Consider the following 26,469-nt stretch of genomic DNA (forward strand, 5'->3'; position numbering starts at 1 on the left):
CCAGTCGTCGTGCCTGCCGGTTTCTGACGGCGAGTACCCGGGACATGCCGGGGGACACGGGATCACCCGTGAGCGCGGAACACCTCCTGCGCCTTGCGCAGGCGGAGGTCCTCCAGCGTGCGCAGCTGCCGTTCGGCCCGTTCGAGCAGCTCGTCGATCCGGCGCGGGTCGAGGCGCCCGTCCGCGTCCGCCAGCGGACGCAGCGTCCGCCAGCCGGCCGCCTTGCCCTCCACGCCGAGCCGGAGGAACTCGAGTTCCAGGACCGTGCTCAGCGGAGACCGGTTGACGACGCGCCCGTTGGGTTTGAACCGCCCCGCCCACTCGGCCGCGACCGCCGCGCCGACCTTGTAGCGGCGCGCCGGGACCCCGAGCCGGTGCATGACGCCCAGCAGGCTTCTGCGGTCCTCAGCGATCTCCCGTGCGAGCGGTTCCAGCACCTCGCCGAGCGGGGTGCCGCGGTGTGCCCGGGCCACGTACCCGGCGCGGCGGGTGCCGACGGTCGCCCCCGCCAGGTGGTCGTTGAGGTAGATGCCGAGCAGGCCCACCGTGAGCGAGCCGGCCGGTTTCGTACTCGTCGCGTTTGCGCCTGGGACGTCACTCCTGCTCATCGCGGCCTCCTCGTCGAACCGAGCCCTCTGGGTTGACCGAAGCCCCGGGTACCCATCCGGTGCCGGCTTTTCAGGCGATGCCCGGTTCGCGGGGAAACGGGAGGCAACCCGCGACGGACCGACCCCGGGGGTGCTGTTCGCCGTCTGCGCGGTCTCCGGCACCATCCGCAGCTTCGAGATGGGTCCGCTGTGGCCGGGACCGGCGCGGTGGCGCCGGCCGGCATCGCCGTTGTGCACGCGGACGCGCCGGGACTCTTCCACGGGCCGCGGCCTTCCTGCGGAGCTGGGGCGTCGCCCAGTACCCCCTGATGTGCCCCCGTCGGTCACCGCCGGCGACAGCGCCTCCACGACCTCCGTCCTCGGCGCGAGCCCGGTGGCGCCGGCGGTCGGCCACGGAAAACCGGAATCGCCCCGCCGGGGCGTGGGTACCTGAGCAGTCCGGTGCCACGTCCGGCGCCGTGTCACACAGAACACTGGAACATCTCAACGCCTGGAGGAGCCATGGCGGCTGTCAGGCCCACCGATCTGCAGAAAGCCCTGTCCGGCGCGGAGTACCCGGCCGACCGGGACCAGCTCCGGAAGGTCGCGGAGAAGAACCACGCTCCGAAGGAGATCACCGAGCGCATCTCCCACCTCGGGAAGAAGGAGTTCCAGAACCCGGCCGAGGTCAGCAAGGCCGTGTTCGACAAGGAGTGACACAGACGACGGTCCGTCCCCCACCGGGGTTCCGGCGGGGGACGGACCATGTCAGGTCGCGGGCCGGCGTGGGGTCACGGAACGCGTGGGCGCGGAATACAGGGCCACGTCACTCGCCCGGGGCGAGGGTGCCCGCGAGGACGCGTGCCGCGTCGGCGATCAGTGCGTTGTGCACCGGCGCGTCCTTGACCGTCTTCGACGACAGCACGGCCAGTCGCGCGGACACGCTCCGGTTGATCGGCAAGACCGGAATCTTCCTCCACCCGCGCCATGAGATCGGCGTGGTGGAGGCCGAGTCCGGCGACCGCGTGGCAGTCGCCGCGCTCACCCGCTGCGACCGGCGGGCCGACCTGGCACCGGACATCGACCTCGCGATCGGCGCCGGCGCCCGGCAGGTCTTCGCGGCGCTGCGCCGCTGAAGCGACCCGGGTGCCCCGGCGGGGGCCGTCAGCCGTTCGCCGAGGCCTTCTTGATCGCCTCGCGGATCCGGGAGTACGTGCCGCAGCGGCACACGTTCTCGATCCGGTCGATGTCGGCGTCGGTCGGCTGGGCCGTCTTCTTCAGCAGGGCCGCCGCGGCCATGATCTGGCCCGGCTGGCAGAAGCCGCACTGCGCGACGTCGCAGTCGATCCAGGCCTGTTGCACGGGGTGCAGTGTGCCGCCGTGGGCCAGGCCCTCGATCGTGGTGACCTTCCGGTCCGCGCAGTCGGCGACCGGCACGACACAGGGCTGGATCTCCTCGCCGTCGAGGTGACTCGTACAGGCACGGCAGACGCCCACGCCACAGCCGTACTTGGGACCGGTGACGTTCAGCAGGTCCCGCAGCACCCACAGCAGCGGCATGTCGGCCGGTGCCTCGACGGTGACCGGCTTCCCGTTGAGGACGAAGGAGTAGGACGGCATCGGCACCTTCTCAGAAGCTGTCAGAGGTTGTCAGAAGTTGATGGGGAAGCGGCGCGGCTTGGTAGCGGTCGCCCGGGCGTAGGCGTTGGCGACGGCGCCGGCCGCGGCCGGGACACCGAGTTCGCCGGCGCCGCCCGGTTCCCGGCGGGAGGGCAGGATGTGCGCCTCGAAGCGGAGCGGGGCGTGCCGCTGGCGGGCGTAGTGGAAGTCGGCGTAGCTGCTCTCGCGGACGGCGCCCCGGTCGATGTGCAGGCCGGCCTGGAGGACGGTGGAGATGCCGTCGATCGCGGTACCCATGAGCTGGGCCTGGAGGCCACGCGGATTGACGGCCGTTCCGACGTCGGCCGCCATCACCACCTTGGTCACCCGGGGGTTCTTCGGGTCGGTGGCGTCGATCTCGGCCAGGCAGGCGACGCACGAGCCGTACTCCTCGTGGACGGCGACGCCCTGCCCGTGGCCGGCCGGCAGGGTCCGGCCCCAGTCCCCGGCGTCCGCGACCTTGGCGAGTACGGCTTTGACGGCCTTGTTCCTGAGCGTGGTGCGCCGGAAGGCGACCGGGTCCTTGCCCAGGGCCGCGGCCACCTCGTCGACGACGATCTCCTCCGCGGTCCGCATCGTCCCGGAGTCCACCGACCGCCAGGCGCCGAGCGGGATCGCCAGTTCCACCGAGCCCCAATCCCCGGAGATGCGGCCGAAGTTGTACAGGCCGCTGTCGCTGGGCAGCGGACCGGCGGCCGGTGCGACGGCCGGTTTCACCCCGCCCTGCGCGGACAGTCCCTGCCCCTCGTACGACTCGCTCACCGAGGCCATCGCGTGGGCGAAGGCGACCACCCTGCCCCGTGCGTGACTGGCCCGGATCCGGTGGTGACTGGCCGGGCGCATCCGGCCGTGCCGGATGTCGTCGGCGCGGCTCCACATCAGCTTGACCGGCCGGCGTGCCGCCTTCGAGATCAGGGCCGCCTCGATCGCGGCGTCGTGGTTCAGCCGCCGGCCGAACGAGCCGCCGCCCCGTATGACATGGACCCGTACCTTCGACTTGGGCAGCCCGACCGCCGCGGCGATGCTCTCCCGGGCGTCCATCGGTGTCTGGGAGGAGAACCAGACCTCGGCACGGCCGGCGCGGACGTCCGCCACCGCGGTCAGCACCTCCATCGGCGCATGGCTGACGAAGGCGAACTCGAACTCGCCCTCCGTCTGCGCCGATCCGCGCGGCGCACTGCCGAGCCGTGGCACGGCGGCCCGCAGCCGCGCGCGGATCGCGGCGTCGGACAGCGAGGCGAGCGGCCCCGGCTTCCAGGTGATCCGCAGGGCGTCCCTGGCCTTGAAGGCGTGGTGGAAGGAGTCCGCCACGACCGCGACCCCACCGGCGACCTCGACAACGGCGTGGACGCCCGGCATCGAGCGGGCCACCCGGTCGTCGACGGAGACGACCTTGCCGCCGAGCGTCGGCGGCCGGGCCACCACGGTCGGCTTCGCTCCGGCCACCGCCAGGTCTCCGGCGTACTCGGCCTTGCCGGTGACGATGTCCCGGGCGTCGATCCGGGTCGTCGGCCGCCCGATCACCCGGTGCCGTGACGCCGGCCTGGGCCTGCCCGGCACGGCCGGCCGCTGGATCCGGGCGGCGCTCGCGGACAGGGACCCGAAGGTGGCCGTACGCCCGTCCGGCGCGATCACCTTCGTGTCCCGGGTCCGCAGGGACCGCGCGGGGAGGTGCCAGCGCCTGGCCGCCGCGGTCACCAGCTTGGCGCGCGCCGTGGCGGCCAGCTCGCGGGCCGGACCGTACAGCGAACTGACCGAGCTCGAACCGCCCGTGTACTGGTTGCCCTTGGCCCGGGCGTCGGCGAGGGGGATGTCGACATCGACGAGCCGGGCGTCCAGCTCCTCGGCGATCATCATGGCGACCGCGGTGGTGACGCCCTGGCCGACCTCGACACGCGGCAGTCGTACGACCACCTTGTTGGCCTCGGTGACCTCCAGGACCAGCATCTCCTCGTCGGTACCGGTCACCAGGACGTCCGACGGTCTCCGGGCGGGTTCGGCGCCTTCCGCCCGCGCCGACGACGTGTCGCAGCCGAGGGGTGCCGCGACGGTCAGGGTGGACGCCGCGAGCGAGTAGACCACGAACCTGCGGCGGGACAGCTGACGGGCCACCAGGCGCTCCTCTCCACGTTCCGGACTGGTTCGACTGGTAGGAGGGGTCAGCGCTCGTCAGGGTTGCCTGCGCAGGCCGGCCGGCGAGATCGCCCGCCGGGTGCTCGCCCGTGCGGCCCGACCGGGCTATGCGCGCCGGAGCAGGGCGTCCATCGTCTCCTCCAGGTACGCGGGGAACTCCTCGCGCGAGGGCAGCGCGGACGGCACGGCATGGCCGAGCTGGGTGTGCCCCAGATAGAAGCTGTACGCCATCAGCCCGCGCCGGCGCGCCTCGTCCTCGGGGAAGCCGAGTTCGGCGAAGAGCCCGGCCAGGTAGCCGATCCGGCGCTCGGTGACCTGCCGCAGCGCGGCGGCGACCTGGGGGTGGTCGGTGCTGGCGAGCAGCGAGACCTCCAGCGGATCGGCGGTGGCCGGCTTGATGACCTCGGTGAACAGCCGGCGCAGACGCCTCTCCGGGTCCGGCTCGGTCTCGGCCCCCGCGATGATCTCCTCGGTGTCCGCCTCGACCCAGCGGGCGAGCGCGGCCCCGATCAGTGCCTCGCGGTTGTCGAAGTGCCAGTAGAAGCTGCCCTTCGTGGCACCGAGGCGGGCGGCGAGCGGTTCGACCGCCACCGCCGCGAGGCCGCCGCCCTCCCCGATGGCGGCGAGCGCGGCATCCGCCCAGTCGCGGGCGGTGAGCCTGGCCTTCCTGGTCTGTTGCCGTTGCACCATGTCCATACGCTACCGTATGGTCTCCATACGCCAGCGTATGGAGGTACGCGAATGCTCAAGGACAGGCCCGTAACGGTGGGTTTCCCCCAAGGCGCCCGGCTGATCAGGACAGCCGTGGACCGGCCCGACTACCAGGACGCGTACGCCATGGAGCTGCGGCCCGGAATGCCGCGCGATCCGGCCGCCTGGACGGGCATCCTGCGTGACGCCTTCCCGATCGCGGCGCAGCAGGACGGCGAGGCGCTCATGGACGTGAGCACGGCCGGTCTCGACGCCTGGGCCTCGATCGTCGTCGACGACAAGTACGTCACCCTCTGCAGCTCGGTGAAGACGAACGCGTGGCGTTCCAGGCTGTATTGGGGCCTGGTGAAAAGGGTTCATCCCTTCATGGCCCGCGCGATGATGGTCCGCACCCACCGCAAGCTCGCTCTCGCCGCGCACGAGGCCGCGTAGGATTCCGTGGCGAGCACGTGCGGATGTCGTGGCCGCCGGCCTCGCAGTGGTGGCGTACAGGTCTGTCAGTACTGATTCGGGCCGCCGGACTGTCCGCCGAGCCCCTGCCAAAAGGCCTTCCCGGAGTCGGCGGGCGATGAGCCGCTCGCCTCCGCCGGTCGTGCGAAGGAGTTCCACGGCCCATGGTCCGGCTGATGGCCACCTCACCGGCAGGGCGGAGAATCTCATGACCGCGACGGTGGATCCGGATCGCTCGGCGTGCGACGTGATCGCCCTCGGGGGCGCGGCGGCGGGTGAGAACGCCGCCCAGTACGCGAGCCAGTTCTCCGGACTGTCCTCGGTGCTCGCGGAGAACGACTGCTCGGCGACGAGTGCCCGAGCGGGCCTGGCATGAGCGCGTCCCAGGACGCGATCGGCTGCCCGACCGCCTGACCGGGCCCGACGCCCGGCTCAGCCACGCGGGGGCAGGGCCGTCCGGCCCGGGGGCCTGGCTACCTCTGGGCCCGGCCGAGGCCGGCCTTGGCACAGGCGGGCCGGAGCTCCCGGGTGCATATCTGGTTGATGGTGTACACGCCGCCCGTGACGAGCGTCCCCCTGATGTTACCGACGGTCACCGCGTGCGGAGTGAGCAGGACGGACGGGATGTGCTTGGTGGTGGGACTGTCGGTCGTCGTCGTGGCGACGTCTCGGGGACTCCCGCCGCGCCCTGCGGCGACGGCCATGGCGGCGGCCGCGTCGGCTTCCGCCCTGAAGGGCTTGTACACCGTCATGTACTGCTCACCCTTGACGATGCGCCGCACGGCGTCGAGGTCGGCGTCCTGGCCGGTGACGGGGGGAAGTTCCCTGACCCGGGCGCTCTTGAGAGCGGAGATGACGCCCGCGGCAATGGCGTCGTTGGCCGCCAGGACGCCGCCGATCCGGTCCGGGCCCAGGGCCGCGATGGCGGCGGACATGTTGGCGTTGGCGTTCTCGGTGCTCCAGCCCTGGGTGTCGTACGATCTGCCGATCTTCACCTTGCCGGTCAGGACGGACATCGCGCCCCTCCTGTACCACGCCGCGTTCGGGCTGGCCGGGTCGCCGTTCATCATGACGACGTCCTCGCTGCGCGTCCTGTCGCCCATGGCCTTGAGGAGCGCCTCACCCTGGAGCCGGCCGACCTGCGCGCCGTCGAAACTGACATAGCCCGAGATCGGGCCTTCGGCGAGCCGGTCGTAGGCGACGACGGGGACACCCGCCTTGCGCGCCTCCTGGACCGAGGAGCGGACCGCCCTGGTGTCGACGGCGTCCAGGATCAGGACTCCTGCCCCCTTGGTGATCATGGAGATCATCTGCTGGCTCTGCCGCGTCGCGTCGTTCTCGGCGTTGGCGTACTCCACAACGCAGCGGGGACACAGATCCTTCAGCCGCTTCTCGATCAGCGGCTTGTCGAAGTGTTCCCAGCGGGGGAGCATGCGGCTCGGGAGCAGCAGGCCGACGGTGAAGCTGTCCGAGTTCGCCCCTTCCTCTCCCCCGCAGGCGGCCAGCGGCATCGTCATGAGCCCCGCGACCAGCGCCGCGACGACATGCCGCGTACCGGTTCTCATGGCGGACCCCCCTGGTTGGCGCGGGGCCCCGTGCCCGTGCCGGCCGGCTCGCGCCGCGGCACGGCGATCTCGCTCCAGACCTGCTTGCCGCGGGCGACCGGCACCGAGCCGAAGGAATCCGACATCGCTTCGACCAGCAGCAGCCCTCGTCCGCCGGTCGACTCCCAGTCCACGATCACCGGCTTGGCGGGCGCGCGCGCGGACGAGTCGCTCACGCAGACGCGCACCCGGTCCCCGCGGAGCATCAGGTCGACGTGGACCGGCCCCTGGGTGTGCACCAGGGCGTTGGTGACGAGTTCGGACACGACCAGCAGTACCGGGTCGGCCACTTCTTCGACCTGCCACCGGCGCAGTGTGCGCGCGGTGAACCGACGGGCGTGCATGACGGCGTCCGGCAGCCGCCACACCGCCCATCCGGCCCGGATCGGCCGGGTCTTCATGCCGTCGTAGCGCAGCAGCAGCAGCGCCACGTCGTCCTCGCGACGGCCGGCGTCGCCCAGCAGTTCGTCGGCCACCCGCCCGGGATCCGACGGATCGGCCGCGGCGAGCGCGGTGCGCGTCCGGTGCATGCCCTCGTCCAGGGGCAGGTCGGCGGCCTCGACCAGGCCGTCGGTGACCAGGGCGAGCAGCGTGCCGGGGGCCAGTGCCACCGCGGTCATGGGAAACTCCGCCTCCGCGGAGATGCCCAGCGGCAGCGCGCCCTCGACCTGCACCTCCTCCGTCCTGCCGTCGGGATGGCGGACCAGCGGTGCGAGGTGTCCGGCCCGGACGAAGAGGGTGGTGCCCTCCTCCATGTCCAGTTCGGCATAGCAGCAGGTGGCGAACAGATCGGTCTCCATGCCGACGAGGAGCCGGTTGGCGTGGGAGACGACCACGTCGGGTGGGTGTCCCTCCACGGCGTACGCCCGGACCGCGGTACGCATCTGCCCCATGATCGTGGCGGCTCCGGCACTGTGCCCCTGCACGTCACCGATGACCAGCGCCACCCGGTCCTCGGAGAGGGCGATGACGTCGTACCAGTCGCCGCCCACCTGCAACCCCCGCCGGGCGGGCAGATAGCGGGCGACGGCCGTCCCCCCGGGCAGTTCGGGCAGGCGCCGGGGCAGCAGGCTGCGCTGCAGCATCGTCGCCAGCTCCTGCTCCGCGTCGTATGCGTGGGCGCGCTTGAGGGCCTGGCCGACCAGCGCCGCGGTGGCGGTCAGCAGGGACCGCTCCTCGGGAGCGAACCCGTGCGGCTCGTCCCAGCCGATCAGGCACACGCCGGCGACCCGGTCCCTGGCGGGGAGCGGCAGGACGGCCAGCCCTCCGGGGCCGATACCGGCGAGTCCGGGTTCGAGGGGCGTGCCGGCGGGCCACAGACCCATGCGTCCGTCCCGCAGAGCCGACCGCAGGGTGGGCAGGGCGCTGACCGGTGCGTCGGGCCACTCCGAACGCCACTCGGGGCGCCACGCCTCCGGCCAGACGGCGGGCTGCGGCGGGTCGAGCACGGTCACCATGAGCCGGTCGTCCTGCAGCTCGGCGAGGGCGATCCGGTCGGCGCGCAACGGCTCCCGCAGCGCGGTGACCACCACTTGGCTGACGTCGGCGACCGTGGTGGCGTCGTCGAGCGCGGCGGTCAGCCACTGGATCCTGGAGACGTCGTCGCCGCTGCGGGGCAGGACCGAGGTCGCCGTCACCACGCCCAGTACCTGACCCGGCCGGTCGTCGGTGCCCGCCTCCACCCGGCAGCTCAGGCTCAGCCAGCGCATCTCGCCACTGGGGCAGCGGACCCGGAACTCCAGCTTCCGACTGCCGAACGCCTGGGGGGGCGGTTCCAGTACCGACATCAGTGCGTGCATGTCCTCCGGGAGGGCGTGCGCGAGCAGGGTGTCCGCCTTGCCGTCGAAGTCGCCCGGCCTGATGCCGACCAGCTCGAGCAGGGTCTCGTCCGCCTCGATCAGGCCGGTGTCCGGCACCAGGACGAAGGAGCCGGCGTGCAGACCCCGCAGGGCGGGACCCAGCAGCGGGGGCGACACCGGTCCCCCGGCCCGGAGCAGGCCGGCGACCGCCTCGGCGTACCGCTCCAGGAAGCGCTGTTGCTCGGCCTCGAAGCCGTCCGCGGCACCCACGACGACGAGGCAGCCCAGCCGCCCGCCCTCCGCCCCCAGGGGCAGCGCGCCGAGCGACGCGTCCGCTCGCGGCGGCGCCGGGCCGCCCTCGGCGAAGGAGGCGAGCGCCGCGGGATGCAGCCACAGCGACCGGCCGGTACGGAAGGCTTCTGCCGCGGGTGAGCCACCGGACAGGGTCAAGCGCTCCGGCAGTCCGTAGGCGGAGCCTGCCCGTCCGGCGGTTTCCACCAGCCGGAGCTCTTCGTGCCCGGCGTCGGGCACATAGACCGCGGCCAGCGCCGCTCCGGCGAACGCCAGGGCGCACACCGTCGCGGCGGCGTCGGCCACCGGAGGCGGTGCGCCGGTGTCGGCGGCGCCGGCCTCGGATGCCCGCAGCTGCGAGACTCCGGCCCGGGCACTGCCGTCATGAGGCATCCGCAACCCACCTCCCGTCCAGGCCGAGATTCCGGCAGGTGGAGATCAGGGCACCCCCACACCAGAATCGCATATACGAGCTAACCGGACAGATCGGCTTTAAAGCCACCCCTGGTGGGCCGGCCACCGGGGGGTCGTCCCGGGTTCGCAGATCACCACAGCCGGTGTCACACTGACGACGTGGTCGTTTTCCCACGCCCACATGGTCGGAGCGGGCTTTTCGGCGTCGGCGCCGTGGCCGTCCGCCGGGTCTGGGCTTCCCACGTGACCCGGCCGATGAGCCGGTTGCCGGCCACCCGGCGTCGACGAGGGAGGTCTCCCTCATGAAGGCCTTCATACGGAACGCGGTCATGGTCACGGCCGCGTCGACGACCGTTGCTCTCGGAGCCTGCGGGACGGACCCCGGGGGCACCTCCGACGGTGGGAACGCGCCGAGGATCGGTCTGCTGCTGCCGGACGCCACCACCGCTCGTTGGGAGTCACAGGACAGGCCCTTGCTCGAGAAGAGGATCAGGGAGCTGTGCGACACGTGCACGGTCGAGCACGCCAACGCCAAGGGCGATGTGGCCATCCAGCAGGAACAGATGGACTCGTTGATCACCAAGGGGGTCGACGCCATCGTGCTCGTGGCCGTGGACGCCAGGTCGCTCGGCGCCACGGTCAGGAGGGCGCACGAGGCGGGTGTCCCGGTGATCGCCTACGACCGGCTCGCCGAAGGCCCGATCTCGGGATACGTCTCCTTCGACGGCCAGGAGATCGGCAGACTCCAGGGCAGGGCCCTGCTGAAGGCCATGGGTGACAGGGTGCCCGGCGGCCGGATCGTCATGATGAACGGCGATCCCAGCGACCCCAACGCGGTGGCGTTCAAGCAGGGCGCGCTGGCCGTACTCCAGGGGAAAGTGAAGATCGCCAAGGCGTACGACACTCTCCAGTGGCGGGCGGAGGCAGCGCACGTGAACATGTCCAACGCCATCTCCACCCTCGGCGCCGGCAGCATCGACGGGGTCTACGCCGCCAACGACGGCCTCGCCGCCGGCAGTATCTCGGCCATGAAGGCGAACAAGGTCGCTCCGCTGCCCCCCGTCACCGGCCAGGACGCCGAACTCGCGGCCGTGCGCCGAATCGTCGGGGGCGATCAGTACATGACGGTGTACAAGCCCTTCGGGCCGGAGGCTTCCGCCGGCGGCGCCATGGCCGTGGCCGTGGCCCGCGGTGACAGCCTCGACCGGATCGCCGCGGGCAAGGTGCGGCCCCGCGGCGGGACGGCGGTTCCGGCCGTCCTGCTCACCCCGGTGTCCGTGACCGCCGGCAACATCAGGAGCACCCTGGTGAAGGACGGCGTGTACACGATCCGGCAGATCTGCACCCCCCAACTCGGGGCCGCCTGTGACAAGGCCGGTCTGACCTGACGCGCCGGTTCGCCGCCGGTTCCCGACCAGGCCCGGGTCCCGGGGAAGGAGATGGTTTCTCGTGCCGACTCTCCCCCTGCTGGCGCTGCACGGCGTGTGCAAGCGCTTCGGCGTCGTCGAGGTGCTCAAGGACATCGAGCTGGAGATCCACGCCGGCCAGGTCCTCGCTCTCATGGGCGACAACGGGGCCGGCAAGTCCACCCTGGTCAAAGTGATCTCCGGCGTCGCCCCCGCCGACAGGGGCGCCATCGAGTGGGAGGGCCGGCCGGTCCACATCAGGCGCCCCCACGACGCCCGCGACCTCGGCATCGCCACCGTCTACCAGGACCTCGCACTGTGCGGGAACCTCGACGTCGTCGGCAATCTCTTCCTCGGACGGGAGATCCGCAGGTTCGGGTTGCTCGACGAGGTCGAGATGGAACGCCGCACCCGGCAGCTCCTGGAACGCCTGACCAGGGGCATACCCGATCTGCGCGGCCCCGTCGTCTCGCTGTCCAGCGGCCAGCGGCAGACCGTCGCCATCGCCCGCTCCCTCCTCGGTGACCCGCGGGTACTCCTCCTGGACGAACCGACCGCGGCTCTGGGATTCGAGCAGACCGCCGAGGTCCTCGACCTCGTCGACCGGCTGCGGGACCGCGGCCTTGGAGTCCTGCTCATCAGCCACAACCTGGGCGACGTGAAAGCCCTCGCGGACCGGGCCGCCGTGCTGCGGCTCGGTCGCAACAACGGCTACTTCGACGTGAGCACCGCGTCCCAGGAACAGATCATCTCCTCCATCACGGGTGCCACGGAGAACGTGCCCCGCCGGACGGCCCACCGGGAGACGGGGTGGTGAAAGGGATGCACGGCATGGCGGACAACTCGCGGACCGAACCCGTCCCGCCCGGCACCCGGGCCCGTCGGCCGCGCCCCGTGCGGGCCGTCGCCGGTGCCGTGGAGGGCTGTGCCGCCGTCTTCCGGCACAAGCTGCGCGCGGGCGAACTGGGCTCGCTCCCCGTCATCCTGGTCCTCGCCGTGGTCTGGATCATCTTCCAGTCCCTCAACGACAACTTCCTCTCCCCCCGGAACCTGTCCAATCTCAGCGTGGACATCGTGGGTACGGGTCTGATCGCGGTCGGCATCGTCTTCGTGCTGCTGCTCGGGGAGCTCGACCTGTCGGTCGGCTCGATCAGCGGCCTCGCGGCGGCGGTCTTCGCCGTCCTGAACGTCAACAACGGCGTGCCGGAATGGCTTGCCCTCATCGTCGCGGTGCTCACGGGCACCGCGGCGGGAACCGTCCAGGGCTTCTCCTTCGCCAGGACCCGGGTGCCGGCGTTCGTCGTCACCCTCGCGGGACTGCTGACCTGGAACGGCGTCATGCTCTCCGTCCTCGGGACGAGCGGCACCGTCAACCTCGACGAGGACGGGCTCGTCGCCAAGCTGACCAGCTACTACTTCACCGGCCACGGCACCGCCTACGCACTGGCGGCGGTCGGCACCGGCATGGTCCTCCTCGCCTCCTGCCTCGACAGGCGGCGCCGCATGGCCGTCGGCATGCCGCACCGCTCGCTCCGGGGCATCGCGGTGCGCACGGCAGGACTCGCGGTGATCACGTTCGCTGCCGCATATCTGCTCAACCGGTTCCAGGGTCTGCCGCTCGCCCTCCTGATCTTCCTCGTGGTGGTGGCCGGCCTCGACATCGTCCTGCGGCGCACCCACTACGGACGGCAGGTGTACGCACTCGGCGGCAGCGTCGAGGCGGCCCGTCGCGCCAGCCTCAGCGTGACCCGGGTACAGACCGCGGTGCTCGCGGCCTCGGGCACCATGGCCGCGGTCGGCGGCCTGTTCCTGGCCTCGCGCATCACCTCGGTGAGCCAGACCTCCGGCTCGGGCGTCCTGCTGCTCAACGCCGTCGCGGCGGCCGTCATCGGGGGCACCAGTCTGTTCGGAGGACGCGGTACGACCTGGTCAGCGGTGCTCGGCATGCTGGTCATCCAGTCCATCGCCTCGGGCATGGCCCTCACGGACACCCCCACCGCGGTCCAGCTCGTGATCACGGGCGGGGTGCTCTTCGCCGCGGTGGTCATCGACGCGCTGTCGCGACGCTCGCAGGAGGCCCATGGACGGGCCTGACACGTCCGCTCCCCGTCGGTGATCGTTTCCTCGCCGGCCCGGATGCGGTGGATGGCAGGCAAGATGTGGGCCACTGCCCCGGCGGTGCGGCGGGCAAGGGTGGTGTACGCGTGACAGGAGAACACCCCCGTGGCCGAACCGCTCAGGGATGTTCCCCGCACGTCCGGCGCGGGCGTCGTGACCGAGGCCCCGGCATGGCGGCTGGACCCAGCGGCGTGCACCCGTCCGAACCCGGTGTGTCCCCGGTCGGCCGGCAGGCGGAGATCGCGCGCATCCTGCGGGTCGTCGAGGGCCGCGGCGAACCACAAGCTCTTCCAGAACGACGGCGCCACCCTGAGCCAGTGGGTGCGGCAGCGCAGGCTTGATTTCCCGCCGGCAGGATCTGGGCCGTACGGCATACCGGCGACTGACCGTGGCCGCCGTGGCACGCCGCTGGGGATTCCGCAGCCGGTGGCATTTCAGCCGGGTGTTCCGCGACGCCTACGGCATGTCTCCCAGCGGATGGCGGACACGCGCGTAGGGGGACCGCCCCGGCATCCGGCCCGGCCCGCTCACCAGGGGGTGCGGGCGTACGGCGCACACCGTGTGGGCGCCCGGCTCACCCGCTGGGGTGGCCGCTTGGCATGACGGCCTGCAGCCGCTGGTGCCCGCTCCCGTCCATCTCGACCTGCCGCGGCAGGTGCGGGAGCGGCTGGTCGCCGATCCGCCCACGGCCGTCCCGGGCCACGGGTGGCCGCGACCGCACAGCGCCGACCGGCGGCCACGCGACGTACGCGGGTTCACATGTGGAGGTGCCGTTCCATCCAGTCCGCGGCGGTCCGGCGGAACAGCCGCCGGTTGTCCGCACGCAGGAAGTCGTGGCCCTCGTCGCGCAGGGTCAGCAGCGCGGCCGGGATGCCCCGTTCACGCGCGGCCCGTACGAACTGCTGGGACTCCCCGGGCGGCACGTTGGTGTCGTGTTCGCCGTGGACGGCGAGCAGTGGGACACGCAGCGCGTCGATGCGGCTCATCGGCGACAGGGCACGCAGCAGCTCGCGGTCGCGCTCCGGGTGGCCGTACTTGTGCGCCGCCGACTCCGCGATCCAGGGCTCGGTACCGGCGAAGAACGTCAGGAAGTCAGACATGCCGCAGACGGCCACTCCGGTGCGGAACAGATCCGGGTGCCATACGAGGGAGGCGAACGTCAGATACCCGCCGTAGGACCGCCCCATGACCGCCAGCCGCGTCGGATCGGCGGGTCCCGCCGTCACCGCGTGGGCCGCGCAGTCCGCGACGTCGTCCAACGCGGCGAAGCGGCCCGCGCCCAGGTCGGCGTCGACGAACGACCGGCCGTGCCCCGAGGAACCGCGGACATCGGGGGCGAAGACGTCCAGGCCACGCCCGACCAGCTCGTGGTAGAGCGGGCTGAGGACCGGGCGTTCCTGCTCCTCCGGACCGCCGTGCAGGTGGATCACACAGGGCGCCGGTTCGTCCGGGGCACGCCCCGGCGCCCTGTAGTACCAGCCGCTCAGAGGCAGCCCGTCCCTCGCTGTGAGCCGCATGGGGACGGGCCGCACGGGCGGGCGCCCCGGCGGGACGGCGTCCTCGTCCTGGGACGACCAAGGGGTGCGGAGCAGGGACACGCCTTCATGGGCCCACCACACACCCGGTCGGCGTTGCGACCCGGACAGCGCGAGCAGCAGTCGCCCCGGGCCGGCCGCCGCGATGCGCGTGACGACCTCGTGGGGCAGGGGAAGGGGCCTGGTCGGACCCGTGCCGTCCGGGGCCTGCCGGGTCGGGAAGGTCTCGACGAGTTCGAGCTCGCTCGCGCCCTGCACGTTCCACGCCAGCGCGGCCGTACGGCCGTCATGAGCCAACGCCAGGAGTTCGAGATCGCTGCCCTCACGTTCCGCCACGACGGACGTCCCGCACGGGTCGCCGTCGGCGCCCAGAGCGACCGCGAAGAGCGCCGCGTACTCCCGGTCGGCGTTGCTGCGCAGCCACAGCGTCCGCCCGTCGGGGGAGAACCGGCCGATCCACGGGTCGCCGTCGGCGACCGGCATCGCGAATGCCGTCGCCGAGTCGGCCGTGCGCCGGACGACCGCCTCCCGTCGTCCGCGCGGCCCCCGGCGCAGCAGCGCCAGGCCGCCGTCATGGCTGAGGTCGCACACACGCAGGGTGGCGGCGTGCCTTTCCGTGGTGAGCAGAACGGGCGATGCCAGACCGTCGGGGTCGATCAGGTAGACCGACAGGCCGCCATCGGGCCGGACCGCCGGTGCGGCCGCAGCCGTGGCGTCGGCCGGCCTTCCGGTCGGTTCCGTCCCCGGTCCGGCGTCGTACGGGACGGGACCGAGGAGCGTCGCATGACCGTCCCGGTCCGCCCAGTCGGCGGGCAGGCGGGAGCCGCCGGGGTGACCGTCGGCCCGGCCGGGGGCCGAAAGCGTCTGCCCGGTGACGTCCCCGTACGTGTGGGCGGCCGGTGCGGCGACGGTGACGGCGACGGACGAGCCGTCGTGCCCCCAGCAGCCCAGATAGGCGGAACTGGCCGGGTCGGCCCCGGCCAGGATGCGGCGGCCGGTGCCGTCGGGCCGCACGCACAGCACCCGCGAGTGCTCACCACCGCCCGGTGCGGTGGTGTAGGCGATCCAGCGGCCGTCCGGTGCCCAGGACACCTCTTTGACGGGATCCGGCGAGGAGTCGAGCAGCCGCACCTCGTCGCCGTCCACGGGTCCGGCCCACAGTTGGGGAACGCCGCCTCGGTCGCAGATGAAGGCCACCTCGGTGCCGTCGGGGTTGGCGGAGGGATACCAGCAGCCGTGCGCCCGCAGCCGTGTCACGGCGTCTCGCGGGCCACCCGCCTCGGGCAGGGGCACCGGCGCCGGGGCGGCGGCGCTGGCACCACCGTGCACGTCCGCAGACCCGATGTCCGAAGGCTGCGCAGCCGCCGGGGCCGCGCCGGGTGTCCCGGGGTGGGCGACGACGGGCTGCCGGGCCGGCGCCGGGCCGTGCGGGGCCCGCACTCCCCGGTCGTCCGTCACTTGATTCCGTGCGTCTGCAGCCATATCTCCAGCAAAGCTATCTGCCACAGGGCGTTGGCTTCGCGCTTGGTCCGGTGCTCGTCGGGCGCCGCGAGGAGTTCGGCCACGTACGACTCCTGGAAGAGGCCGCGTTGCCTCGCCTCGGGCGCCTGGAGCGCCTCGCGCACTCGCTGCAGGACGGGACCCGCCATGTGCCGGATGGCCGGAACCGGGAAATAGCCCTTGGGGCGGTCGACGACCTCGCGGGGCAAGAGCTTGCGGCCTGCCTCCTTCAGCACGCCCTTGCCGCCGTCGGCCAGTTTGAGTTCCGGCGGGCAGGCCGCGGCCAGCTCCACCAGTTCGTGGTCGAGGAACGGCACCCGCGCCTCCAGGCCCCAGGCCATGGTCATGTTGTCGACGCGCTTGACCGGGTCGTCGACGAGCATGACGTGCGTGTCCAGCCGCAGAGCCGCGTCCAGCGCGGTCTCCGCCCCCGGTACCGCCATGTGCTCCCGGACGAAGCGGCCCGAGACGTCGTCGTGGGGCAGCATGTGGGGCCGCAGGATCCGGGCGAGGTCGGCATGCGGCCGATCGAAGTACGTCGTGGCGTACCGCTCCGGTTCGTCCTCACGTGCGACCGCGGCCAGCTGCGGGTACCAGTGATAGCCGGCGAACACCTCGTCGGCGCCCTGCCCGCTCTGCACGACCTTCACCTCCTTGGACACCTGCTCGGACAGCAGGTAGAAGGCGACCACGTCGTGGCTGGTCATCGGCTCGCTCATCGCCGCGACCGCCCCGTCCAGGGCCGTCGACACCCGGTCGGAGGGAACCATCAGCCGGCGGTGGTCGGTGGCGAACTCCCGGGCCACCAGGTCCGAGTACCGGAACTCGTCGCCCTCCTCGCCGCCCTCCGACTCGAACCCGACGCTGAACGTCATCAGGTCACGCTGGCCCTCGTCGGCCAGCAGCGCGACGATCAGACTGGAGTCCAGGCCTCCGGAGAGAAGGACACCGACCTGTACGTCGGAGACCATCCGACGGCGCACGGCCGTGCGCAGGGCGTCCAGCACCGCGTCACGCCATTCGTCCGCGCCCATGCCGGCGTACTCGGCCCGGCGCGTGTAGGACGGCTGCCAGTAGCAGTGATCCCGGTGGGTGCCGTCCGGTTCGACGACCCGCACGGTGGCCGGGGGGAGCTTGCGCACCCCGTTGAGGACGGTGCGCGGCGCGGCGACCGTGGCATGCCAGCTCAGGTACTGGTGGACGGCCACCGGATCGAGCGAGGTGTCCGCGTCTCCGGCGGCGAGGAGGGCGGGCAGCGACGAGGCGAACCGCAGCCGGCCCGGCGTCCGCGCCAGGTACAGGGGCTTGATCCCGAGCCGGTCACGGGCCAGCACCACGCGGCCGGTCCGGTGCTCGACGAGAGCGAAGGCGAACATACCGCGGAAATGCTCGACGCAGGCTGTTCCCCACTGCTGGTAGGACTTGAGCACCACCTCCGTGTCGGACGTCGACTCGAAGCGGTGGCCAAGACTCCGCAGCTCTTCGCGCAGCTCCTGATAGTTGTACACGCAGCCGTTGAAGACGCCGGTGACCTCACCCCGGGCATCGGTCATCGGCTGTGCCCCGAGGTCCGACAGGTCGATGATCTTCAGTCGTCGGTGTCCCAGCGCGACCGCGCCCCGCGTCCAGATTCCCTGCCCGTCGGGCCCACGGGCGGCGAGCCGGTCGCTCATGCGTCCGACGGCCGCCAGGTCGGGTCGCCGGCCGTCGAAGCGGATCTCCCCGCTCAGACCGCACATGACGAGCCGCCTCCCTTCCGCACACCGTCGTCGACGCGCCGGGACGGGAGTACCGGGTCGCGCCCGCCGGTCACGAGCTGGGCGGTGCTGCTGGACATGACGAAACCCTTTCTGAACACATGGGTGAGGGATGCGCGTCGTACGGGCGTACCGTGCGCGGACGGGGCGACAGCCGCCGGCCGGCGCGGTTCACCGGCGATGCCGGACAGGTGCGCCCGCCTCATGACGTTCACCGGCACGTCAGCGGCCGACGGCCTCCGGGGACCCGGGGCCGGCAGAGGAGTGGGAGCCGCTCGCGGCGACGGACGGGGTGAACGCGCGGCCGAGCGGTGCCGAGCAGCGGTGTCCGCGTTCGCCTCGGGTCTCGGCGATCAGCATGTCGACACAGGCCAGCAGATCCTCTTCCTGGGCCGCACGCCGCATGCGCTGGGCGGCGCTTCCGTCGGCGAGCGCCGCCTCCGTCAGCGCCCGGACGGTCTGCCAGTCTCCGTGGGCCTCCAGCGCTGGACGCAGTCGGACGAGCAGCTTCCGTACCACCTGCGGCGCAGGTGCCTCCCGGTGGGTCTCGGGGTCCACCAGTGTGCCTTCGAGGCCGGACCGGGCGGCACGCCACGTGGCTCCCCGGAGCCACTCGTGCCGGCCGGCGCAGCCGGGCGCACCGCGGGTGCGCAGCCGCTCGCGGGCCTCGGTCACCAGGGCGCGGAAGAGTCCGGCGATGAGCACGACGGTCTCCGCGCGCGGGCAGGCGTCGCAGATCCGCAGTTCCAGCGTCGGCAGATGGGCGGAGGGCCGTACGTCGTAGTAGATCATCCCCGCGTCGCTGATGATCCCGGCCCGCACGAGGTCGTTCACCTGGGCGTCGTACTCGGCCGCGCTCGAGAAGCAGCCGGCCGGGCCCGCGGTGGGCCAGCGCTGCCACAGCAGAGTGCGCCAGCTCGCGTACCCCGTGTCGGACCCCTGCCAGAACGGTGAGCTGGCGGAGATCGCCAGGAGTACGGGCAGCCAGGGCGAGACCACGCACATGGCCCGCACGGCCGTGTCCCGGTCGGGCACGTCCACATGGACCTGGGCGCCGCAGATGAGCTGCTCGTCGGCGACCTTGCGGTATTCCTCGGCCATGTGGCGGTAGCGTGCGTCGGCGGTGGGGTGCGCCGACTCGGCGGGTGCCAGGGGCGCCGTACCGGCGGCCACCACGGCCAGCCCCAGTGAGGAGGCAGCCGTGTCGAGCCGCCGTCTCGTGCTGGTGAGGTCGGTGTACAGGTCGTGCAGGGACGTGTGCACTTCGCTGTTCGACTCCACTGTGGACTGGTGCAGTTCGGTCGTGAAGGTCCGCCTGGGGAGCCGCCGCAGCACCGCACCGGCGCGCGGCACGAGCAGCCCGCTCTCCACCTCCAGGACGTGGAACTCTTCCTCCACTCCCATACGAATGGTCACGGTCGCTCCTCGGGTGGTACCTGAACGCCTGCCCGCTCCGGGGTACGGCCCCGCACCGGGCGGATGCGGCGGCTTGCGTTGGGTTCCAAGTTCCCAGGACACCGGCGCGTAAGCCCAGTAGCGCGCGTTTGACGCACCAGTCGCACGGATGAGCAGGAGTCCCTGCGCCTACTGCCTCTGCCCGCCGGTAGCCGCAAAGGCTCATGCCAGTGCGTTCACCGCTGCCGCGAAGAGGCGTGGCAGGCGTTCGGCCGTGGGCATGACGCGAGAGGCGAGCGCGGGCTGCTGACGGGCGCTGACCAGGAGTTCGGTCAGGATCCGGTGACGGCGGGTCGCACGGCGCCAGTCGGTCTCGTAGCGGTTCGGTGTGCCGCGGCGCACGTTGGCGACCAGGGCTTCGGCGCCGGTGAGGGCGAGGGAGACGCCCTCACCGGTCAGCGCGTCGATGTATCCGGCGGCGTCGCCGACGAGCAGTACCCGCCCGTGGACGCGGGTACGGGCTCGCTGGCGCAGCGGTCCGGCGCCTCGGACCGCGGTGACGGCCGCTTGCGGAGGGAGCCGGGCCGCCAGTTCGGGGAAGCTCTGCAGCTGCGTGGTGAACGAGGCTCGCCGGGCCGTCAGCAGGGCGACGCCGACGAGTGCGGGGCCGAGCGGGGTGACGTACGCCTCCGCGTGCGCTCCCCAGTGCACCTCGACGTAAGGCGACCAGGGGGGCACCGCGTAGTGCCGGCGCAGCCCGTACCGGGGTGCCCCCGCCCCCCGCGTCTTCATCCCCAGGCCGAGGCAACGGCGCACGGGTGAGTGCAGGCCGTCCGCGGCGACCAGCCACCGGGCGCGCAGCCCCGTGCCCGGGACGGTCACGCCCGTGGTGTCCTGCCGTACGTCCTCCACCCGCAGGGGAAGTACGGGTACCCCGGCGTCCAGGACGGCCCGGTGCAGGGCGCCGTGCAGGTCGGTGCGGCGCGCACCGAGGCCGGGGCCGCGGCGGAACGCGGCCTGGACCTGGCGGGGTCCCTGGATGTAGCGGATGCCGGCGATGGGATGGCCGGGCACCTCCAGGCCGAGGGCGGCGAGTGCGCGGACGGCGCCGGGCATCAGGCCCTCGCCGCAGGCCTTGTCGACCGGCGCCTGGCGTGGCTCGGCGATGACGGTGTCGAGACCGGCGCGCGCGGCGTGCAGGGCGGTGGCGAGGCCGGCGGGTCCGCCTCCGGCGATCAGCAGGTCGTGGCCGCCGCTCACGCCGGCACCGCCTGGGTGAGGGCCGCGTTCTCGCAGCGGACGCGGACCGTGAGGAGCACCGCGTTGGCGACGGTGAACACCGTGGCGGTCAGCCATGCGGAGTGCACCAGGGGCAGGGCGGCGACCTCCACGACGACCGCGACGTAGTTGGGGTGGCGCAGGAAACGGTAGGGTCCCGCGCCGACCAGTCGCGCTCCGGGAACGACGATGACCCGGGTGTTCCAGTAGGACCCGAGTGTGGTGATGCACCACCAGCGCAGGGCCTGGGCCAGTACGGCGAGGGCCAGCATGGGCCATCCCAGGGCGGGCAGGAACGGCCGGTCGGCGAGCGCGGGTTCGCACAGACAGCACGCGAGCAGGCCCGTGTGCAGGGCGACCATGACCGGGTAGTGGCCACGGCCGTGCTCCACACCGGCGCGGGCGAGGGTCCAGGCCGCGTTGCGCCGGGCGACGACGAGTTCGGCGACGCGTTCGGCGGCGACGGCGAGGACGACAAGCGTGTACCACGGCATGAGGACCACTCACCACCGCAGCAGGACGAGTTCGGAACAGAATCCCGGGCCCATCGCCAGAAGCAGTCCCCACGTGCCCGGCTCCGGCCGGCGGGATTCCCGGATGCTCTGCAGGATGTGCAGTACGGAGACGGAGGACATGTTCCCCACCGTGGCGAGGGAGCGCCGCGCGGAGTCCAGGGCATCGCCGGGCAGGCCGAGGGTGTCGCTCACGGCGGAGAGGACCTTGGGGCCTCCCGGATGGCACACCCAGGTCCCGATGTCGCCGGTGGTGAGGCCGTGCTCGGCCAGGAAGGCACGCAGGTGCCGGCCGAAGTGGCCGCGCACGATGCCGGGAACACCGGCGTCGATGACGACGCGGAATCCTCCGGCGCCGATGTCCCAGCCCAGGAGCCGTTCGGTGTCCGGATACAGGCGGCTGCGTGTGGCGACCACCGAGGGCCCGGCCGCCTCGGGCGCGGCGCTGCCGCCGTCGCTGCCGCGTGCGACGAGCGCGGCCGCGCCGTCGCCGAACAGTGCGCCGGCGACGAGGTTGGCGCGCGAGTCGTCGCGCTGCTGGAGCGTCAGCGAGCACAGTTCGACGGTGAGCAGCACCGCGGTGTCGCCGGGGTGCCCGCGCAGGTAGTCGTGCACCCGGGCGAGGCCGGCGGCGCCCGCCACGCAGCCCAGGCCGAACACCGGAAGCCTTTTGACGTCGGGCCGCAGCCCGATGCGCCCGGCCAGCCGGGCGTCGAGCGACGGGGCGGCGACTCCGGTGATGGAGGCGCACACCAGCAGGTCGACGTCGGCCGGCCCGAGCCCGGCCTGTTTCAGCGCGTGGGTGAGGGCTTCCGCGCCCAGTTCCAGGCCCGCCGCCAGCCACGCGTCGTTGCTCTGCCCGAAGTCGCCGAGACCGGCGTACCGCTCGATCGGCAGGGCGAGGTGACGCGTGCGCACCCCGGCGGACGCGTGCAGGCGGCGCAGCAGGGCACGGTCCGCCCCCGGGGGCAGGCACAGGTCGCCGATCGGTTCGGTGAGGTCCTCCTGGGCGTAACGGTGAGGCGGCAGCGCGGTGTGCACGGCGGCGATCGCGGTCGCCGCGGCTGGCACGGCCGTGCGGCGCGCCGCGGTGGGCGGGAAAGGGGCATGCTCGACGATCACGGGGACACGCATGTCGCTCATGCCTTCCTCACCCGCGACTCCCGATTACCTTGCGTACGTGTCTCTCCACCCGTCTGGGGTTCTCTCGCGTACGACACACCGTGTCCCGGTGCTGCTGCGCGCCTGCCATCCGGAGCCGGCGGTCGCCGTGACGGTGTTCGTGACCGCCCTCGCCGTGGCGGCGGGCCGCGGGGTGGCGGGGTCGGCGGCGGTGGCCACGGCCGTGCTGGCCGGTCAGCTCTCGGTGGGCTGGTGCAACGACGCGACCGACGCGCAGCGCGACATGACCTGCGGGCGCGACGACAAACCGGTGGCCTGCGGCGAACTCCCGCGCCGGGCGGCGGCCGTCGCGGCGGCGACCGCCCTGGGACTGTGCGTGCCGCTGTCACTGCTGAGCGGCGTCGCCGCGGGAGCGGCCCACCTCGGGGGCGTGGCCGCCGGCTGGGCCTACAACCTGCGGTTGAAGCACACGGTGCTCTCACCGCTGCCCTATGCCGCGGGCTTCGGCTCACTGCCGGCCTTCGTCACCCTCGGTCTGGCGTCACCGTCCTGGCCGGCCTGGTGGGCGGTCACAGCGGGGGCGCTCCTGGGCATGGGGGCACACCTGGTGAACGTCCTTCCCGACATCGAGAACGATCTAGCGACCGGCGTGCACGGACTGCCCCAGCGGCTGGGCCGTCCCGCCTGCCGGTGGCTGGCCCCGTTCGTGATGCTGACGGCCCTGGGCGTGGTCGTCGCAGGGCCGCCCGGGGCGATGGGGATCTCGGACCGGGTACTCGCGGCGACGGCCGGCATCGTCGCCGTCGCGGGCACGGCTGTGCCGTCGGAGGCCGGAAGCCGGTGGCCGTTCCGCGTGGCGATCGTGGTGGCCGGCCTGGCGGTGGCAGAGCTCCTGCTACGCGGCTCGGACATCTGCTGAACCGCCGAGACCGAGCGCGTCACGGGCGTGGCGTTCGGTGACTCGTGCCGGATTGTGCACCGGTGCCTGGCTGTCCGTCCTGCCGTGACGAGCGGCCGGTCAGCGGCGCGTTCGCTGCTGGGCCGGTTGTGCTCGTGGCTCGCGTTCGCCGAGCCGACGGGGACGGGCTCCCTGCCCCTCCGGCAGGAGGAGAGCCTCGAGATCGCCATCTACGCGCACAGCGCTCCCGGACTCACCCCGGGCACCGCCCTGGCCGCGACCCGCCGCGCCGCTCACCGGGGGTTCCCGGGCGGGCCGTCGACCCACGTCATGATCGGCTCACTCACGGAGTGGTCGTGCTGCTGCATCCGCAGGCCGTGACGGCCACCGCAGGGCACGCGGTCGCCGTCACGTCGAGAGCCTGGCCGGCTCGCAGCGCCGCGTCAGCGAGCCATCCGGGCCGAGCGGCCCCGGCCGCCCCTGTCGGTGCCACGCGCCGCCGAGCCGGCCGCGAGCGCGAGCAGCAGGGCGACGACGCCGACGACGATGTTGCTGACGATGGTGCGTGTGGTGTCCACGTTCCCGGCCACCACCCACGGCGCGATGATGGTCCAGACGCCGATCATGGCGGCAGCCCACGCGCGGGCGTGGGTGCGCTCGTAGGCTTGCCCGAAGCCACTCAGGAGCAGCGCGTAGGCGACTCCGGTGATCAGGTTGTTCACGGCCAGGGTCGTGAAGCCGTTGAAGCCCGCGATCCAGGGGGATGCGGCCAGGTACAGGCCGGCGACGAGAGCCAGGGCCTCGACGGCCTGTCCCTGCTGGGTCGTCACGGCTCGCTCGGCCCGGGTGTGGCGCTCCCGCATCTCCAGGATGTCCGGGTGCGACTCCATCGTCGTATGGGTCCGGTCGGTCATGATCGCCTCCTGGTTCAGCGGTGCGCGGTCCGTGTGTCCCGGCGCATGCCCGAGTACCCACCGGACGGCCACGGTCCCGGGCCAGCGCCGTTCGGGGTACGGGCGGCCGGAGGGCTCGGTGTGCCTGGCGGGCCGAGCCCTCAGCTGCCAAGCCCTCGGCTGCCGAGCCGCAGCCGACCAGGCAGGCATTCGCCGCAGGGGCGATCTCGACCAGGTCGCCGCCGTAGTTCCCACATCGCGCGGCATGGGGGCCACACGCACACCCCACTCCCGAACTATGGTGTCCCGCCATATGTGCTCGTGACGTGCGCGTCCTGTTCTGCCTGCGGCCTGCGGCAGAAGGCGGCGAAGTGCTGCTGGCCGACGGACGTGACGTCCTGGCGAGCCTGGTCACGGAGGCCCGAGAAGCAGCCATCTTGCTCGCCAAGGCCAGAACCGCCTACTTCGGTGCTGGTGCCGGATACCCCAGCCAGGTGTTCACGGTCCATGTCGACGGCCGTATTCCGGTCCGGCTGCGTCAAGATGGCCTCGCGCGGTGGAGTCCGCTCGTCCCTCCGCACCTGCCCGCACTGCGCCGGGCCATCGCAGGCTGCCAGCTTCGCTTCCGCCTCGAACCGGGCCAGGGTTACCTGCTGGACAACCACCGCTGGCTCCACGCCCGTACCCGGTTCACAGGCCATCGCCTCTGCCTGCGTGCCTTGGGGGAGCCCCGCGTTCCCATGCCGCCGGGTTTCGCTCGGGACGCGTTCAGTGCCCGCCCTCCGACAACCCGCGATGCCACCTGCTGACGTGGACACCCCGCCTGTTCTGCCGCCGCGCCAAGCGGACCCCCGATCTGTGAGCACGACGACGGCTCAGAACGAGGTGCTTTCTCCTCACCAAGCCCCGGGAGAACCGGATGACTGCCCTCACAGCCCCACCAAGATTGACTGTTGCGACATTGCCGACAACTCCGCATGTCTTCGAGGCCGCCTTCGCCCCGGAGAAAGCCTGCGCTCAGCGAGCCCGCCGGAGGCCGCGGTCCCCAGCGACGGTCCCCGCCCCCACGCCAACCCGGCCGGGGACCGGACCGCGCAGGAGAGGGGGTCAGTCCCCGAGACCGACCCGGCACCCGGCAGCAGCACGGTCCCCACATCCGGGGACCGTGAGGCGGGGACCGCGAGCACACAAGCTGGGACGGAAGCGTCTGAGCCGGGGACCGACAGGTCCCTCGACAGCAACGAGGGGACCGGCCAACAGGTGCACGAAGTGCCTGCTCAAACCGCCGGGGACCGGGGACCGAGCGGCGCTGAGTCGGGGACCGATCCGACCGGGGACCGGGGACTGACCGACACCGACACGGGGACCGACCCCACCGGGGACCGGGGACCAATTGACACCGACACGGGAACCGACCCCACCGGGGACCGGGGACACAAAGTCCCTCTTCGGCGAAAGCCGACCAGGAAGCCCAAGAGCAAAGGCAGGCGGGGTGGCCGGTCGCGCAGCCCGCAGACGCAGCGCCCATCGCACGAGCTGGAGCAGTCCGTGGACCAGTTCGTCCAGCAGGTCCGCCCCCACGTCCGCGCCTTGCTCGCACGGGACGGCAACGAGGCCATCACCCGGGTCCAGCTAAGGGAGATCATCCGGCGCGAGGGCCTGACAGGCGGCCGCAACGAGCGACTCGGCCTCGTCCTCCAGCGACTGCGGAGCGAGGAAAGCATCACGACAGTAAGGAGCACCACCCGATGAAGACCTGCAAGCAGTTCGCGGCCCTCCGTAATGAGTACGAGCGGGAGATCGGCTACCTGAGTGCCCACTCCGAGCGGCATGCCGGCAAGCCGGCAGCGAAGTCCAGCGCCACGACCGCCGCGTCGACGAAGGCACGGATGGCCAGGGCGCTCAGCGGCCACGTCGGGCGCTGCCCCGAGTGCGGCTGATCGCAAAGCGGCAGCCCGAAGCCCAGATCGGCTTCGGGTGGCCCGGCTGTGGGCCGGGCCACCGCCCGTCTAGGAGAACCCCTTGATCCCCCGTACCGCTCGCTCGTCAACGCCCACAGTCGCCGAGGCCGGCGCCTGGGCGGAAGTCCTGGTCCGCCGACGGCTCCTGTACGCCGCAGTCCTCACGCCAACCGGCCAGTGGCCTGTCCAGCACGAGCCCAATGGGCCCGTCCGCGTCCTCGCACGACCAGCCGACGTCGTAGAGCTGGCCGCCGCCATCCAGCACCGCATCCGCTTGACGAGGCCCGGAACCCGATGACGAACCCGAACGAGAACGGCACCGCCCCGGAACCTGCTCCTGACCTCAACTCGGTCTCGGGGCGAGCCAGTTGATGGAACCCCAGCCGTCTTCCCAAGGCCCTGCTGCCGCTGCCGCGCGACATGGCCGGCCGGATCGTCGGAGCGCC

26 protein-coding genes are annotated in these 26,469 nt (G+C 72.4%); 13 read left to right on the forward strand and 13 right to left on the reverse strand.

What is annotated here, in order from left to right; genetic code table 11:
- Nucleotides 1-62: 62 nt before the first annotated feature.
- Nucleotides 63-608, reverse strand: a complete 546-nt coding sequence (locus ACIBBH_RS16050; protein WP_399404897.1) for a hypothetical protein — start codon at nucleotides 606-608, stop codon at nucleotides 63-65.
- 501 nt (nucleotides 609-1,109) lie between these two features.
- Here ACIBBH_RS16050 and ACIBBH_RS16055 point away from each other — a divergent pair.
- Nucleotides 1,110-1,304, forward strand: a complete 195-nt coding sequence (locus tag ACIBBH_RS16055) for a DUF2795 domain-containing protein (protein ID WP_399404899.1) — start codon at nucleotides 1,110-1,112, stop codon at nucleotides 1,302-1,304.
- 233 nt (nucleotides 1,305-1,537) lie between these two features.
- Nucleotides 1,538-1,723 (forward strand): hypothetical protein, encoded by a 186-nt coding sequence (locus tag ACIBBH_RS16060; RefSeq protein ID WP_399404901.1) that lies wholly within the window; start codon nucleotides 1,538-1,540, stop codon nucleotides 1,721-1,723.
- A gap of 28 nt (nucleotides 1,724-1,751) precedes the next feature.
- Here the strand turns inward: ACIBBH_RS16060 and ACIBBH_RS16065 are convergent, their stop codons facing one another.
- The 3 genes from ACIBBH_RS16065 to ACIBBH_RS16075 all read right to left on the reverse strand — a co-directional run bounded on the left by ACIBBH_RS16065 (nucleotide 1,752) and on the right by ACIBBH_RS16075 (nucleotide 5,075).
- On the reverse strand, nucleotides 1,752-2,207 hold the full coding sequence (locus ACIBBH_RS16065) for a (2Fe-2S)-binding protein (RefSeq protein ID WP_399404903.1): 456 nt from the start codon (nucleotides 2,205-2,207) through the stop codon (nucleotides 1,752-1,754).
- Between the two features lie 30 nt (nucleotides 2,208-2,237).
- Entirely contained in the window at nucleotides 2,238-4,328 is a 2,091-nt protein-coding gene (locus tag ACIBBH_RS16070) for a molybdopterin cofactor-binding domain-containing protein (RefSeq protein WP_399405122.1), read from the reverse strand.
- A 156-nt stretch (nucleotides 4,329-4,484) separates the two neighbouring features.
- Nucleotides 4,485-5,075: a TetR/AcrR family transcriptional regulator gene (locus tag ACIBBH_RS16075; protein ID WP_399404905.1), complete on the reverse strand. Its 591-nt coding sequence runs from the start codon at nucleotides 5,073-5,075 to the stop codon at nucleotides 4,485-4,487.
- 69 nt (nucleotides 5,076-5,144) lie between these two features.
- Between ACIBBH_RS16075 and ACIBBH_RS16080 the strand changes: the two genes are divergently transcribed.
- Nucleotides 5,145-5,522: a hypothetical protein gene (locus ACIBBH_RS16080; protein WP_399404907.1), complete on the forward strand. Its 378-nt coding sequence runs from the start codon at nucleotides 5,145-5,147 to the stop codon at nucleotides 5,520-5,522.
- Nucleotides 5,523-5,748: 226 nt separating this feature from the next.
- The gene (locus ACIBBH_RS16085; RefSeq protein WP_399404909.1) at nucleotides 5,749-5,916 is read left to right on the forward strand and encodes a hypothetical protein; all 168 of its coding nucleotides are present in this window, start codon (nucleotides 5,749-5,751) and stop codon (nucleotides 5,914-5,916) included.
- Nucleotides 5,917-6,013: 97 nt separating this feature from the next.
- Here ACIBBH_RS16085 and ACIBBH_RS16090 read toward each other — a convergent pair whose 3' ends face one another.
- Both ACIBBH_RS16090 and ACIBBH_RS16095 read right to left on the reverse strand, forming a co-directional pair.
- The gene (locus ACIBBH_RS16090; protein ID WP_399404911.1) at nucleotides 6,014-7,105 is read right to left on the reverse strand and encodes a sugar ABC transporter substrate-binding protein; all 1,092 of its coding nucleotides are present in this window, start codon (nucleotides 7,103-7,105) and stop codon (nucleotides 6,014-6,016) included.
- The gene (locus ACIBBH_RS16095; protein WP_399404913.1) at nucleotides 7,102-9,627 is read right to left on the reverse strand and encodes a SpoIIE family protein phosphatase; all 2,526 of its coding nucleotides are present in this window, start codon (nucleotides 9,625-9,627) and stop codon (nucleotides 7,102-7,104) included. Before ACIBBH_RS16095 ends, ACIBBH_RS16090 begins: the two co-directional genes overlap by 4 nt.
- A gap of 323 nt (nucleotides 9,628-9,950) precedes the next feature.
- On the opposite strand from ACIBBH_RS16095, the gene ACIBBH_RS16100 reads away from it, so the two are divergent.
- The 4 genes from ACIBBH_RS16100 (at nucleotide 9,951) to ACIBBH_RS16115 (ending at nucleotide 13,668) form a co-directional block, all read left to right on the forward strand.
- On the forward strand, nucleotides 9,951-11,036 hold the full coding sequence (locus tag ACIBBH_RS16100; protein ID WP_399404915.1) for a sugar ABC transporter substrate-binding protein: 1,086 nt from the start codon (nucleotides 9,951-9,953) through the stop codon (nucleotides 11,034-11,036).
- A gap of 61 nt (nucleotides 11,037-11,097) precedes the next feature.
- Nucleotides 11,098-11,871: an ATP-binding cassette domain-containing protein gene (locus tag ACIBBH_RS16105; RefSeq protein ID WP_399404917.1), complete on the forward strand. Its 774-nt coding sequence runs from the start codon at nucleotides 11,098-11,100 to the stop codon at nucleotides 11,869-11,871.
- Between the two features lie 5 nt (nucleotides 11,872-11,876).
- Nucleotides 11,877-13,148: a sugar ABC transporter permease gene (locus ACIBBH_RS16110; RefSeq protein WP_399404919.1), complete on the forward strand. Its 1,272-nt coding sequence runs from the start codon at nucleotides 11,877-11,879 to the stop codon at nucleotides 13,146-13,148.
- A gap of 421 nt (nucleotides 13,149-13,569) precedes the next feature.
- Nucleotides 13,570-13,668 carry an AraC family transcriptional regulator gene (locus tag ACIBBH_RS16115; protein ID WP_399404921.1) on the forward strand — a complete coding sequence of 33 codons (99 nt, stop codon included), beginning with the start codon at nucleotides 13,570-13,572 and terminating at the stop codon, nucleotides 13,666-13,668.
- Between the two features lie 259 nt (nucleotides 13,669-13,927).
- On the opposite strand, the gene ACIBBH_RS16120 is transcribed toward ACIBBH_RS16115, so the two are convergent.
- From ACIBBH_RS16120 to ACIBBH_RS16145, 6 genes are all read right to left on the reverse strand, one after another.
- Nucleotides 13,928-16,165, reverse strand: a complete 2,238-nt coding sequence (locus ACIBBH_RS16120) for a S9 family peptidase (protein ID WP_399404923.1) — start codon at nucleotides 16,163-16,165, stop codon at nucleotides 13,928-13,930.
- The gene (locus ACIBBH_RS16125; RefSeq protein WP_399404925.1) at nucleotides 16,162-17,946 is read right to left on the reverse strand and encodes an N-acetylglutaminylglutamine amidotransferase; all 1,785 of its coding nucleotides are present in this window, start codon (nucleotides 17,944-17,946) and stop codon (nucleotides 16,162-16,164) included. The genes ACIBBH_RS16120 and ACIBBH_RS16125 overlap by 4 nt, the downstream gene beginning before the upstream one ends.
- 240 nt (nucleotides 17,947-18,186) lie before the next feature.
- Entirely contained in the window at nucleotides 18,187-19,374 is a 1,188-nt protein-coding gene (locus ACIBBH_RS16130; RefSeq protein WP_399405124.1) for a glutamate--cysteine ligase, read from the reverse strand.
- A 207-nt stretch (nucleotides 19,375-19,581) separates the two neighbouring features.
- Complete coding sequence (locus tag ACIBBH_RS16135; RefSeq protein ID WP_399404927.1) at nucleotides 19,582-20,619, reverse strand: NAD(P)/FAD-dependent oxidoreductase; 1,038 nt, start codon at nucleotides 20,617-20,619, stop codon at nucleotides 19,582-19,584.
- Complete coding sequence (locus ACIBBH_RS16140; RefSeq protein WP_399404929.1) at nucleotides 20,616-21,131, reverse strand: isoprenylcysteine carboxyl methyltransferase family protein; 516 nt, start codon at nucleotides 21,129-21,131, stop codon at nucleotides 20,616-20,618. Before ACIBBH_RS16140 ends, ACIBBH_RS16135 begins: the two co-directional genes overlap by 4 nt.
- Nucleotides 21,132-21,140: 9 nt before the next feature.
- A complete protein-coding gene (locus ACIBBH_RS16145; RefSeq protein ID WP_399404931.1) occupies nucleotides 21,141-22,292 on the reverse strand; it encodes a type III polyketide synthase in 1,152 nt (383 codons plus the stop codon).
- 37 nt (nucleotides 22,293-22,329) lie between these two features.
- Between ACIBBH_RS16145 and ACIBBH_RS16150 the strand changes: the two genes are divergently transcribed.
- The gene (locus tag ACIBBH_RS16150) at nucleotides 22,330-23,190 is read left to right on the forward strand and encodes a UbiA family prenyltransferase (RefSeq protein ID WP_399404933.1); all 861 of its coding nucleotides are present in this window, start codon (nucleotides 22,330-22,332) and stop codon (nucleotides 23,188-23,190) included.
- Nucleotides 23,191-23,274: 84 nt separating this feature from the next.
- Entirely contained in the window at nucleotides 23,275-23,550 is a 276-nt protein-coding gene (locus tag ACIBBH_RS16155; protein WP_399404935.1) for a hypothetical protein, read from the forward strand.
- A 62-nt stretch (nucleotides 23,551-23,612) separates the two neighbouring features.
- Here the strand turns inward: ACIBBH_RS16155 and ACIBBH_RS16160 are convergent, their stop codons facing one another.
- A complete protein-coding gene (locus ACIBBH_RS16160; RefSeq protein ID WP_399404937.1) occupies nucleotides 23,613-24,083 on the reverse strand; it encodes an SPW repeat protein in 471 nt (156 codons plus the stop codon).
- Between the two features lie 305 nt (nucleotides 24,084-24,388).
- Here ACIBBH_RS16160 and ACIBBH_RS16165 point away from each other — a divergent pair, with 305 nt between their 5' ends.
- The 3 genes from ACIBBH_RS16165 to ACIBBH_RS16175 all read left to right on the forward strand — a co-directional run bounded on the left by ACIBBH_RS16165 (nucleotide 24,389) and on the right by ACIBBH_RS16175 (nucleotide 26,002).
- Nucleotides 24,389-24,871, forward strand: a complete 483-nt coding sequence (locus ACIBBH_RS16165) for a TauD/TfdA family dioxygenase (RefSeq protein ID WP_399404939.1) — start codon at nucleotides 24,389-24,391, stop codon at nucleotides 24,869-24,871.
- 739 nt (nucleotides 24,872-25,610) lie between these two features.
- On the forward strand, nucleotides 25,611-25,814 hold the full coding sequence (locus ACIBBH_RS16170; RefSeq protein WP_399404941.1) for a hypothetical protein: 204 nt from the start codon (nucleotides 25,611-25,613) through the stop codon (nucleotides 25,812-25,814).
- On the forward strand, nucleotides 25,811-26,002 hold the full coding sequence (locus ACIBBH_RS16175) for a hypothetical protein (RefSeq protein WP_399404943.1): 192 nt from the start codon (nucleotides 25,811-25,813) through the stop codon (nucleotides 26,000-26,002). Before ACIBBH_RS16170 ends, ACIBBH_RS16175 begins: the two co-directional genes overlap by 4 nt.
- Nucleotides 26,003-26,469: the final 467 nt, after the last annotated feature.

The organism is Streptomyces sp. NPDC051636, from assembly GCF_044453765.1.
Classification (GTDB): Bacteria; Actinomycetota; Actinomycetes; order Streptomycetales; family Streptomycetaceae; genus Streptomyces.

Excerpts from the sequence above, each read along its gene's own strand:
- ACIBBH_RS16085 (WP_399404909.1), top strand. The coding sequence starts at position 5,749 with ATGACCGCGACGGTGGATCCGGATCGCTCGGCGTGCGACGTGATCGCC.
- ACIBBH_RS16160 (WP_399404937.1), bottom strand. The coding sequence starts at position 24,083 with ATGACCGACCGGACCCATACGACGATGGAGTCGCACCCGGACATCCTG.
- ACIBBH_RS16055 (WP_399404899.1), top strand. The coding sequence starts at position 1,110 with ATGGCGGCTGTCAGGCCCACCGATCTGCAGAAAGCCCTGTCCGGCGCG.
- ACIBBH_RS16100 (WP_399404915.1), top strand. The coding sequence starts at position 9,951 with ATGAAGGCCTTCATACGGAACGCGGTCATGGTCACGGCCGCGTCGACG.
- ACIBBH_RS16175 (WP_399404943.1), top strand. The coding sequence starts at position 25,811 with ATGAAGACCTGCAAGCAGTTCGCGGCCCTCCGTAATGAGTACGAGCGG.
- ACIBBH_RS16075 (WP_399404905.1), bottom strand. The coding sequence starts at position 5,075 with ATGGACATGGTGCAACGGCAACAGACCAGGAAGGCCAGGCTCACCGCC.
- ACIBBH_RS16110 (WP_399404919.1), top strand. The coding sequence starts at position 11,877 with ATGCACGGCATGGCGGACAACTCGCGGACCGAACCCGTCCCGCCCGGC.
- ACIBBH_RS16125 (WP_399404925.1), bottom strand. The coding sequence starts at position 17,946 with ATGTGCGGTCTGAGCGGGGAGATCCGCTTCGACGGCCGGCGACCCGAC.
- ACIBBH_RS16090 (WP_399404911.1), bottom strand. The coding sequence starts at position 7,105 with ATGAGAACCGGTACGCGGCATGTCGTCGCGGCGCTGGTCGCGGGGCTC.
- ACIBBH_RS16140 (WP_399404929.1), bottom strand. The coding sequence starts at position 21,131 with ATGCCGTGGTACACGCTTGTCGTCCTCGCCGTCGCCGCCGAACGCGTC.
- ACIBBH_RS16145 (WP_399404931.1), bottom strand. The coding sequence starts at position 22,292 with ATGAGCGACATGCGTGTCCCCGTGATCGTCGAGCATGCCCCTTTCCCG.
- ACIBBH_RS16095 (WP_399404913.1), bottom strand. The coding sequence starts at position 9,627 with ATGCCTCATGACGGCAGTGCCCGGGCCGGAGTCTCGCAGCTGCGGGCA.
- ACIBBH_RS16065 (WP_399404903.1), bottom strand. The coding sequence starts at position 2,207 with ATGCCGTCCTACTCCTTCGTCCTCAACGGGAAGCCGGTCACCGTCGAG.
- ACIBBH_RS16050 (WP_399404897.1), bottom strand. The coding sequence starts at position 608 with ATGAGCAGGAGTGACGTCCCAGGCGCAAACGCGACGAGTACGAAACCG.